Annotated in this window: 8 protein-coding genes; 7 read left to right on the forward strand and 1 reads right to left on the reverse strand. The window is 39.4% G+C overall.

Annotation, left to right across the window (positions count from 1 at the left end; genetic code table 11):
• The first annotated feature begins 129 nt into the window (after nt 1-129).
• Complete coding sequence (locus JCM16418_RS15480) at nt 130-1,686, forward strand: ABC-F family ATP-binding cassette domain-containing protein (RefSeq protein WP_036650653.1); 1,557 nt, start codon at nt 130-132, stop codon at nt 1,684-1,686.
• A 73-nt stretch (nt 1,687-1,759) separates the two neighbouring features.
• Here JCM16418_RS15480 and JCM16418_RS15485 read toward each other — a convergent pair whose 3' ends face one another.
• Complete coding sequence (locus JCM16418_RS15485) at nt 1,760-4,222, reverse strand: response regulator (protein ID WP_052020363.1); 2,463 nt, start codon at nt 4,220-4,222, stop codon at nt 1,760-1,762.
• 203 nt (nt 4,223-4,425) lie between these two features.
• On the opposite strand from JCM16418_RS15485, the gene JCM16418_RS15490 reads away from it, so the two are divergent.
• The 6 genes from JCM16418_RS15490 (at nt 4,426) to JCM16418_RS15515 (ending at nt 11,118) form a co-directional block, all read left to right on the forward strand.
• Nucleotides 4,426-4,608 (forward strand): hypothetical protein, encoded by a 183-nt coding sequence (locus tag JCM16418_RS15490; protein WP_036650657.1) that lies wholly within the window; start codon nt 4,426-4,428, stop codon nt 4,606-4,608.
• A gap of 60 nt (nt 4,609-4,668) precedes the next feature.
• Nucleotides 4,669-5,019, forward strand: coding sequence for a hypothetical protein (locus JCM16418_RS15495; RefSeq protein WP_036650660.1), 351 nt, complete (start codon nt 4,669-4,671; stop codon nt 5,017-5,019).
• A 228-nt stretch (nt 5,020-5,247) separates the two neighbouring features.
• Nucleotides 5,248-7,563, forward strand: a complete 2,316-nt coding sequence (locus JCM16418_RS15500; protein WP_052020365.1) for a PAS domain-containing hybrid sensor histidine kinase/response regulator — start codon at nt 5,248-5,250, stop codon at nt 7,561-7,563.
• 43 nt (nt 7,564-7,606) lie between these two features.
• Nucleotides 7,607-7,864 carry a response regulator gene (locus JCM16418_RS15505; RefSeq protein ID WP_242403862.1) on the forward strand — a complete coding sequence of 86 codons (258 nt, stop codon included), beginning with the start codon at nt 7,607-7,609 and terminating at the stop codon, nt 7,862-7,864.
• A 142-nt stretch (nt 7,865-8,006) separates the two neighbouring features.
• On the forward strand, nt 8,007-9,059 hold the full coding sequence (locus JCM16418_RS15510) for an HD-GYP domain-containing protein (protein ID WP_036650667.1): 1,053 nt from the start codon (nt 8,007-8,009) through the stop codon (nt 9,057-9,059).
• A 397-nt stretch (nt 9,060-9,456) separates the two neighbouring features.
• The gene (locus JCM16418_RS15515; protein ID WP_036650669.1) at nt 9,457-11,118 is read left to right on the forward strand and encodes a sialidase family protein; all 1,662 of its coding nucleotides are present in this window, start codon (nt 9,457-9,459) and stop codon (nt 11,116-11,118) included.
• The last annotated feature ends 118 nt before the right edge of the window (nt 11,119-11,236 follow it).

The following is an 11,236-nucleotide window of genomic DNA, read 5'->3' on the forward strand; positions in this document are numbered from 1 at the left end:
CAATCCGCACTTGCTTAGCTAGCCAATCTAAATAGGAGATAATGAAAATATGGCGGGTTATCCATTGAGTTTTAATGTAATCCTGCTTATAATATAACGATAAAAATATATAAAAAAAGGTGTTAATTGATGAGCATATTAAATGTTGAAGGATTAAGTCATGGCTTTGGGGATCGTGCAATCTTCAAGGATGTTTCATTCCGCCTCCTTAAAGGTGAGCATATCGGATTAATCGGCGCAAACGGCGAAGGTAAATCTACTTTTATGAATATTGTTACGGATAAGCTGCAACCCGATGAAGGTAAGGTTGAATGGTCTAAAAGAGTACGTGTCGGTTACCTTGATCAGCATGCTGTGCTGACTAAAGGGTTAACGATTCAAGATGTACTACGAGGAGCTTTTCAGTACTTATTTGATCTCGAGCAAGAAATGAATGATATGTATGGCCGAATGGGAGATGTGACTCCTGAGGAGCTAGACAAGCTGCTTGAGGAAGTCGGTACGATTCAAGATACATTAACGAATCAAGATTTCTACATGATCGATGCAAAGGTGCAGGAAACTGCTCGTGGACTTGGGATTACTGACATTGGTCTTGAGCGTGATGTGAACGACTTAAGCGGTGGTCAGCGTACGAAGATATTACTTGCAAAGCTCTTACTTGAGAAGCCTGATATTTTGCTCCTCGATGAGCCGACGAACTATTTGGATGAACAGCATATTGAATGGCTGAAACGTTATCTGCAAGAGTATGAGAATGCCTTTATTCTAATCTCCCATGATATTCCGTTCCTGAACAGTGTCATCAATTTGATCTATCATATGGAGAATCAAAAGCTGACACGTTATGTTGGTGATTATGATCAATTCCAACAGGTACATGAGATGAGAAAACAGCAGCTTGAATCTGCTTATAATCGTCAACAACAAGAAATATCGGAGCTGAAGGACTTCGTTGCTCGTAATAAAGCAAGCGTTGCTACACGTAATATGGCGATGTCTAGACAAAAGAAGCTCGACAAAATGGATATTATTGAAATTGCTAAGGAAAAGCCCAAACCACAGTTTAGCTTCAAGGATGCCAAAGCTTCCGGCAAGGTTATTTTTGAAGCTAAGCAACTTGTTATTGGATACGATTCACCACTGTCACGACCATTGGATCTACTCATGGAACGTGGGCAGAAGGTTGCCCTTGTGGGTGCGAATGGAATCGGAAAGACAACGTTGCTACGCAGTATTTTAGGCGAGATTCCTGCATTGTCTGGTTCAGTAGAGCTTGGTTATAACCAAGAGGTTGGCTATTTCGAACAAGAGATGAAGGAAGGCAATTATAAAACATGTATCGAAGAGATATGGGAGACATTTCCTTCCTTATCGCAGTTCGAAGTGCGTGCCGCGCTTGCTAAATGCGGATTAACAACGAAGCATATTGAGAGTAAGATTACGGTTCTGAGCGGTGGCGAAAAAGCCAAGGTACGTCTATGTAAACTCATTAATCGTGAGACGAATATACTCGTACTTGACGAGCCTACGAATCACTTGGATGTGGATGCGAAAGAAGAACTCAAGCGAGCGTTGAAAGCATATAAGGGAAGCATTCTCCTCATATCTCACGAACCTGAATTTTATCGGGATATTGCTACAGATATTTGGAATTGTGAAGATTGGACGACTAAAGTATTTTAATGAAAAAGCCTATGGAACGCTAACAAATATGTTAGTGGATCCACAGGCTTTTATTAATATAGTGCAATATAAATTAGTGTTCCTCACTTATTTGCTGCTTCAGATAAAACTTTGTTTTCTCAAACACATCATGAAGAGCATCAATGACCATCTCTATTTCTTTTGCATGTGTGAGCTCTTGCTCCAGTTGAATACAAAGTTGTGCAAGCTGCGCTGCCCCAACATTTAGACTGAACCCCTTTAACGTATGAACCGTTTCAGCCAGAGGCGTGATATCTTTAACTTCCCACAACTCATTGATACGTTTAATACAAGCTGTAGCTTCCGTGTCAAACATCTGATAGATCTCTTGAATAAAAGTAGTGCTATCATCCAAACTTCGGATTTCATCAATCATTACTATATCAATGATACCTTCATAATTCTGTTCCTTCTTCCGATTATCTAATAATTCGCTACTTCGAATATGATTAGCCCAATATTCTAACAAGCGCTGTACATCATTAATTCGAAGGGGCTTACTAACGTAGTCACTCATCCCAGCATTAAGGCATTTCTCTTTGTCTTCCTGCCGGGCATTGGCGGTCACAGCAATGATAACAGGACGTTTGGAAGCATCCATCTGCTTCATAATCCTTTGCGTTGCTTCTATTCCATCCATCACTGGCATTTGAACATCCATAAATACGAGATCATAATGACGATTCCCTAATATCTGAATTACTTCTAAACCGTTCGTGACCACGTCAGCTGAATACCCCATTTTTTGCAAAACACGAAGTAACAGCTTTTGGTTGACAGCATTGTCTTCGGCTACCAAAATTCTCAGGGGCAAACGATCAGATAAAGTAGAGTCTAATAGCGTCGGTCTAGCTTTTTTCGTTGGTGCAGCATGATTTTCGGATAAGCTGGATAGTATAACTTCTTTTAATTGTTGATCTCGCACAGGTTTGGTAACCACCGCACTATAGACGGACTCTAAATCAATATCGCGTAGATCCGTTCCAAGTGATGTTAACATAATTAACGGTAAACTTGCCTGTGTACGGTATTTACGTATTTTATAACCTAATTGAATACCGTCCATTTCCTGCATACGCATGTCAATAATTGCCAAATCAAAAATATCACCTTGCTCAATCCAGAGAAGCGCCTCATGTGCGGAAACGGTTGCTTTCGCAATCATGCCCCACTTTTCCAGTACCGTTCTTAATACACGGAGATTTGTACTATTATCATCTACAATTAACACCCGTTTTTGTCGTAAAAGCGTACCCTGATTTTCGTTCACCGGAAAAAGATCCGCACTTTCTGCTGCTATCGTAAATTGGAAGCTTGATCCTTCTCCTTCCGTGCTCTTCAGCTCAATATGACCGCCCATTAGCTCAACTAATTGTTTGCATATGGCCAGTCCTAGACCCGTACCTCCATAATGAGAACTTGTTCCTGGTGCGTGAACTTGGGAAAAGGACTGAAATAATTGATCTTGCTTTTCTTCTGCAATTCCTATTCCTGTGTCCCGAACCGTCACATACAGTTCAAAAGTTTTGGAATGCTCAGTAGAACGTTTCATAACCGAAACAAAAATTTCACCTGAAGCTGTGAATTTCACCGCATTTCCAATCAGATTCACTAGTACTTGTCGAATTCGCGTGACATCACCAAGAAGGAAAGGGGGAATATCTGGATCGATATAAGATACTAACTCAACTTCTTTTTCTGCGGTTCTAGATGCAAACAAATCCAGAATGTCCTCCACACTGGATTTAAGATCAAACGGTTGATGTTCTAATCGCATTTTGCCGGATTCCATTTTAGAAAAGTCTAAGATGTCGTTCAAAATAGAAATCAGCGACTCGTTACTATCCCGTATAATATCTGTATACTCTCGTTGTTCTTCGGTTAGGTCAGTTTCTTGTAATAAGCTGGTCATCCCCATGATACCATTCATAGGCGTTCTGATTTCATGACTCATGATAGCCAAAAAGTCAGTTTTTGCTTGGGTAGCTTTTTCAGCAATTACTTTTGCTTGCATCGTTTCTTGTTGGGACTCTTGTAAATCAGAAACCGTATTCTCCAATTCAATAACGTACGAAAGAAAAGTAGCCATTGCATTCAAAAGTGTGATATCCCGTTCGTTATAAGTGTACGCGTTTTGATCCATTGCACAGATGGTTCCGAAGACCTGTCCATCTTTTCTCCAAATAGGAACGCCAATAAACGAACTACTTCCTAGAGAGTGGGTTATTTCCATTCCACATGTTAATGGATCTATGGATGTATCATCTATAATTAGAGGCTTTGCGCCTTTCTCAATCACTAGACTACAATAGGTTTGATCATAGGGCAGAACCGTACCTTCTTGAATAAGAAGTTCGTTGCGGTTGAATGCTTTGAGGATGGTATTTGAGACTTTATCATTACTTGCCACGAAAAAGGTATTGACTTGAATGATTTCACTGATCATTTCAAGGATACTTCCTGCAGCATCATTTAAGTTGCGATACAACTTATCGTCAGACTGTATATGTTCCATTAATTTTTAATTTCCTCCTCAATCAGGGACAACTCATACTATTAACTCACAACTATATGATCAATTCAAGTATAACAATATTAAGGAATATAAGTGCTGGAAGAATTAGGGCGGAGGTAGGGTTTTTAACCTTGTTGAATAACAAAGCAGTTTATTCGACACACTAAAACCAATAAGAAATCACGAAAAATGAGGTGGACTTATTGTTAACGATATTAGGTATTGTTTTCACAATTATAGCTGTCGCTGCAGTTGTAATGTCTTTTAGAATTATGAAGAAACAAGCAAATAAAGCGTGGTCTGCTGGAGATGTTGATAAAAATGTACTTAACCATCCTTTTGGATTTAACCCCATTATTATATTTTATTGGATTAGCCTTTTGTAATGATCATAGGTGCATTGATTTTAGGTTACTATTATCATTGGGGAGTGGGGGAATAACACAATGGAAAAAAACAAATATTTTGTGTCCGTTCAAGCAAAATCGATCATGTTACAACAAGGGGACGCCGCTTACGAACTAGAAATCTTTGCAAATGATGAAGAAATCAATAAAATTAAAGGATTATTTGATTCCCTTGAAAACTTAGACAATGATTGCCTATTACGAACTCCTAACCCAGGTATGCCATATCATCATGACAATCCTAACGATAAATACGACCATTATCTTCAAGAAATTTATGAAACACTCCATGAATTAGGCACAGATGAAACAAAGCATTTCGTCTCTTCGATAACAGATCAATTAAACACGATGGGATGGCATGAAGAGCACAATCATCATAATGATTAATAATTTAAGTAATTTACATCGCACTGATGCCGATATCTAATCGACGTCAGTTTTTTGCATTTCATTAACCAAAAAAATAAGTTCTGAAACCTTTCAATTAATTTATGACAAAAACCGTGTTATTATGAGTAGTAATACGGTAAATTATACCTGATATTTAACCATAGATTCTTCAATACATCTTACACTCAACAAAAGCTATTATTTATTAGCCAATAGGAGAACAAAATGCTAACGAATCTCATCGATTTTAGGTATGCAATGACAGCCTTAGAAGCATCGTCCATCGTTTCGGTCACGGATGACCAAGGAATGATCATTGATGTCAATGATCATTTCTGCAAAATATCGAAATATGAGAAGACTGAAATCGTGGGACTGAATCATATGAAAGCAAATACCCCATTCGAATCCTTGGCACATAATAAAGATGTATGGGAAATAATTAGCCAAGGGAAAGTTTGGAAAGGTGAAATGAAGAAGCAAGCCAAAGACGGAAGCCATTATTGGGTAGATCTGATTATTATACCGATTGTGAACGAACATGGCGTAATTTATCAACACGTATCTATTGGAACAGATATTACGGCTCGTAAACAGAACGAAATCACACGAAACCAAACGATTGAGAATTTGCGTGACATCGAGAATGCGCTGGATGAATCTTCAATTGTTGCAATTACAACCGATAAAGGTGTTATTACATATGTGAATGAAAAATTTTGTGAAATTTCCAAATATGATCGAACAGAACTGATAGGCAGAACTCATCGAGTTATCAACTCGGGCTTTCATCCTAAAACGTTTTTTAAATACATGTGGGAGACGATTAAGCAAGGAAAGGTTTGGAGGGGTGAAGTCAAGAATAGAGCTAAAGATGGCAGTGAGTACTGGATGAATACGACGATCGTTCCTTTTCTAAATGACGATGGTGTTCCTCATCAGTTTATTTCAATACGTTCGGATATTACAGACAGAGTCAAAGCGGAGAAGGATCTGGCAGAACGTACCGAACAACTTGCGAAAGCGCATGATGAAGCCATTCAAGCCAGTATGATCAAGAGCCAATTTTTAGCCAATATGAGTCATGAATTACGAACACCTCTCAATGCAATCATCGGGTATAGTGAGATGTTACAAGAGGAAGCGGAAGAACTTGGAGAACCGGTATTCGTGGAGGATTTGTCCAAGATCAGCAAATCTGGAAACCATCTGCTCGCTCTAATCAACGATATTCTTGATATTTCAAAAATTGAGTCAGGTAAAATGGAACTTGATCCTGAAACGTACAGTTTATCTAGCTTGATTCAAGACGTATTAACAACAATGGAACCACTAGTAGCTGGGTCAGGCAACAAACTTCATACCATATGTAGAGAAGAAGGTAATCTTACAGCCGATGTGACCAAGTTGCGCCAAATTCTAATTAATTTACTCAGTAATTCTAACAAGTTCACTGAGCATGGAACCATTACATTTGAAATTGAGAAGGAAAATAGAAATCAGAAAACTGGTTACAGTTTCCGTGTCAAAGATACTGGGATTGGGATGACCTCTGATCAGCTAGCCAAGCTGTTTCAGCCTTTTGCGCAAGCTGATGCTTCCACAACAAGGAAATATGGGGGGACTGGCCTTGGACTAGTCATTAGTCAACGATTCATTCATATGATGGGTGGAGATATCCGAGTGGAGAGCGAATATGGTGTAGGTTCGACCTTTACTTGCTGGCTTCCATTTGATGTAGAAGATCATACAGGTTCTTTATCGAACGGAATGAGTTCTTTCTCGGAGATAGAAGAGGAGACTAACCAGACCAGCATCCTTCTTATTGACGATGAAATGATGAATCGAGAATTAATGAAACGTTATTTAGCCAAAACAGGCTGGACACTGGCATTTGCGGATAGCGGCCTAGAAGGTTTAAGAGCTGCTAAGAAGTTGCGTCCTAAAGTCATCTGTCTAGATATTCTCATGCCAAATATGGATGGATGGGATGTGCTTACAGAGCTGAAGAGTGATCCTGAACTCATGGATATCCCCGTTGTAATATGGTCCATGACAAATGACAGACAACTAGGCTATACGATGGGTGCTTCCGAATACTTAACTAAACCGATTGAACGAGATCGTCTGATCAAGGTGATGGAGCAGTTTATCGCTAAACGTAGTGATCACAAGGTCCTGGTTATCGAAGATGATGTTACAACAAGAGAGCTAATGACAAAGCTTTTACAAAAAGAGGGTTACACGGTATCTCAGGCGCAGAACGGACGATTAGCTTTGGAAAATATAGCACTAGGAATCCCTTCACTTATCTTACTTGACTTGATGATGCCAGATATGGATGGATTTCAGTTCATTGACGAGCTTAGCAAGCAGGGAGCTTGGAGTGGGATCCCTATTGTTGTGGTAACAGCAAAGACGATTACATCCGAAGAACGTCAGAAATTGAGTTGTAACGTGAAGAATATCATTCAAAAAGGAACATATGATAATAATTCCTTACTGGCTGAAATCCAGCGATTTTTAAGTAAAGCAACGTGAATGAAACACAAAACGGCGATAGAGAAAAGGAGTCCATACTCATATGAATACCGTTCTTCTGATCGAAGATAATGAGATGAATCGCGATATGCTTTCTAGGCGATTGATACGTAAAGGATATAAGATCATCACTGCTGAAGACGGCAGGCAGGGAATTGAACTTGCTGCACAGGAGCTTCCAGATCTGATCTTGATGGATATGAGCTTACCCGTTCTAGATGGATGGGAGGCGACTCGTTTATTAAAAGCCTCGCAATTCACAAGACACATACCAGTCATCGCATTGACCGCTCATGCATGATGAGTGATGAAGAGAAGGCATACGAAGCGGGTTGCGACGATTTTGATACGAAGCCTGTTATTTTAGATCGTCTATTAGAAAAGATGCGTTTGGCTTTAGAAAAATGAGATTGTTATGTTTATAAATACGGAGATGAGGAACAATGATGGAAGATATCTCATTAGCAAGAGTGCTAATTGTGGATGATCAGGAGTATAATGTTATGCTTCTGGAGCGTATTTTACAGCGCGCTGGATTTACAAATATACATAAGATCACGGATCCATACCAGATTAAATATCGGTTATTAGAGGTTGATCCGGATATTGTGCTACTTGATATGCACATGCCAGGTATGGATGGGCTTCAGGTGTTGAAACAGATTCAGGATCATATCTCGTCGGAAAGCTATTTACCTGTATTGATGCTTACCGCTGATGCTACTCCGGAAATGAGGAAAAAGGGTCTTCAAGCCGGCGTGAATGATTTCTTAACAAAACCATATGATCGAACGGAAATTATACTTCGAATTACAAATCTACTAAAGACGAAGCAGCTTCACAATCAGCTCCAACAGCACAAAAGCACCTTGGAAGAAAGGGTTATGGAGCGTACTGAAGAACTTCAAATCGCTAAGCTTGAAATCTTGCAATTACTTGGACGTGCAGCCGAGTATCGAGATGATATGACGGGAAGTCACACCATGCGAGTGGGTAAATTAAGTAGTTTAATTGCTAGAGGTATCGGTCTTTCAGAAGAAAATGCGGACATTCTCCGCATGGCTGCTCCTCTGCATGACATCGGAAAGATAGGAATTCCAGATGAGATTTTGCTAAAACCGGGTAGGTTCGAGCAGCACGAGTTTGAACGAATGAAGACACATACGTCGATTGGTGTAAACATTTTGGAAGGCAGCTCTTTTTCACTATTAAAACTAGCGGGTATTATTGCTCAGTCTCATCATGAGAAATGGGATGGAACTGGTTATCCCGCAGGTCTAAAAGGAGAAGATATTCCTCTGGAGGCTCGAATTGTCGCTCTTGCTGATTTCTATGATGCATTAACACATGAACGACCGTACAAAAGAGCATGGACACCACAGGAAACGATTATTGAAATTAGAAAACAACGTGGAATTCACTTTGATCCACATATTGTTGATGCATTCGATCAATTATATATTGATGGTATCCTTGAAGGGCTTGAAGATGAGTAGTAAAGGATATGTGTAAAAAGATAGAGACAAGAACATTAAGAAATTAGCATTTATGTTCATGTCTCTATCTTTGCGTAAGATATGTTACTATGGACTACTAATATTAAGCTCAGATAACTTAGAATTCCAATTCACGATATAGCCCATTTGCTTGAGCAGTGAAGCCGGCACCATGGTTGCACCATTTGCTATAAGTTTCAAGGCATTTCTTTTAAATGAATAGCCTCAATTAACATTAAAGAAATCTAAAAAGGTAAATCTATCACCCTAAAAGTAAAAAAAGAGGTATATATAAATGCGCTCATTCATCTTATACTTTTTATGAAAGCGCTAACATTAAAATATCAAAAGGGGGTTCGTAGTTATTTAATCCACTACAAATAAGAAGGAGATCGATATGATAAAATCCCGTTTCAGCATTCGTTTGTTTCTCTGTATCAGTCTAATTATGACCAGCATTGTAGGAATGCAACAATCTGCATATGCAGCATCACCTGATGGAAATGGTATGGTTCTATCTTATAATGTAAATCAAACCTTTAATGGCAGCAGCGATTTTATTGATAAAACATCCGATCTTAGTAATGTAGCGAATTTAGCTCAAGGATCTATTGTCGTTCAGTTTAAATCCTCTAGCACGGCACAAGCGAAAACGTTTATAAGTGCTTCAGATATGAATGACCCATCGAGTAATATTTCATTTACAATGAATAATGGCACCGTTTATTTTGAGAATCGTGAAAATAATGTTTACGCTACAAAGCTGAGTGCTACAGGAACTTATAATGACGGCAAATGGCATACAGCCGTTCTTACTGTAAATAATACAGGTTCCAAAATATTCGTGGATGGCTTTGAAAAAGGTAAAGCGACTTCAACCGCTTTTTTCAACAATGTTACGAATCTAAATGGGATGTGGATAGGCAAGAATGTTGATAACGGCGGAGGTCAGTGGTATTACGCCGGGGATTTGAACAATATTCAAGTCTATAATGTTGCATTATCAGAAGAACAAATCAAAGGAATCGGCGGCATTTATGATGAAGCTACGCTCTTCGATACAAGTGACGGCAAAGGATATGGTCAATATCGAATTCCAAGTATCGTCGTTACAGCTAACGGTACCGTTCTCGTTGCGGCTGAAGGCAGACAGGGTGGCGATCAAACGCCTACCGATATTTTACTGAAGAGAAGTACCGACGGAGGAGCTAAATTCTCAGAATCGGTTGTTCTATCGCCTGGTAAATCTCAAGGTTATGCCGATATGAACCCCATGCTTCTTGCAGAGAATACTGGAAGTAATGTTCATTTATTATGGAGCCGGTGGAAATGGGGAAATTGTCAATATTTTATCCGCACAAGTAACGATAATGGATTAACTTGGGGTGAGACAAGAGACATCACTTCTGTTTTAAGTGCATACACGAATCCATCGAATCCATATTACTTCGCAAATTTGTCTGGAGCAGGTATGGGTCCAGGTCACGGCATTCAACTGAAGAATGGAACACTGGTTGTTCCTATCTATATGACAACTGCTAACTGGACGAACAGCACTGTAGCTACTATTTATAGTAGTGACGGCGGGGCAACATGGAACGCAGGTTCCAAGGTACCGAATCCGGCAGGTTTTAATAAAATTCATGAGAATATGATGGTCCAATTATCAGATGGAAGCTTAATGACAAACATGCGGAATCCGGGAAGCACTTATCGTGCGGTGTCCACTTCAAGTGGTGTCACTGGCGTTTGGAGTACGCCTCATTCGGATCAGGTACTAATCGATCCTGTTAATGAAGCGAGTATTCAAAGATATGATGCTTCGACAATTCTGTTCACGAATGCAGCCAGCACATCTTCACGAACTCATATGACTATTCGAATGAGCAGCGATAACGGTGCCACTTGGTTTTCATCGAAAGAAATCTATTCCGGTACCAATGGATATTCAGATATCGGTGTTGCTCCAGATAAAATGATTTATGTACTCTATGAGAAACCAGCTAGTACTAAGATTTCTTTAGCTAGGTTCAACAAAGCTTGGATTGAGTCTCCATAAAGCAAGGTAGTAAAATATCTCATATGTAAAAAACTACAAGCTAACCTCGGTAAATCGCCGGAGTTAGCTTGTTTTGTATTCCAATTTAACGGTCAGATTTCAAATCATACCAACGACA

It is taken from the genome of Paenibacillus pini JCM 16418, assembly GCF_000576305.1.
In the GTDB taxonomy this organism is placed as follows: Bacteria; Bacillota; Bacilli; order Paenibacillales; family Paenibacillaceae; genus Paenibacillus_AQ; species Paenibacillus_AQ pini.

Bases quoted from the DNA above. Each gene is read 5' to 3' on its own strand.
- JCM16418_RS15510 (WP_036650667.1), top strand. From the start codon at position 8,007: ATGATGGAAGATATCTCATTAGCAAGAGTGCTAATTGTGGATGATCAG.
- JCM16418_RS15485 (WP_052020363.1), bottom strand. From the start codon at position 4,222: ATGGAACATATACAGTCTGACGATAAGTTGTATCGCAACTTAAATGAT.
- JCM16418_RS15480 (WP_036650653.1), top strand. From the start codon at position 130: ATGAGCATATTAAATGTTGAAGGATTAAGTCATGGCTTTGGGGATCGT.
- JCM16418_RS15500 (WP_052020365.1), top strand. From the start codon at position 5,248: ATGCTAACGAATCTCATCGATTTTAGGTATGCAATGACAGCCTTAGAA.
- JCM16418_RS15505 (WP_242403862.1), top strand. From the start codon at position 7,607: ATGAATACCGTTCTTCTGATCGAAGATAATGAGATGAATCGCGATATG.
- JCM16418_RS15515 (WP_036650669.1), top strand. From the start codon at position 9,457: ATGATAAAATCCCGTTTCAGCATTCGTTTGTTTCTCTGTATCAGTCTA.
- JCM16418_RS15495 (WP_036650660.1), top strand. From the start codon at position 4,669: ATGGAAAAAAACAAATATTTTGTGTCCGTTCAAGCAAAATCGATCATG.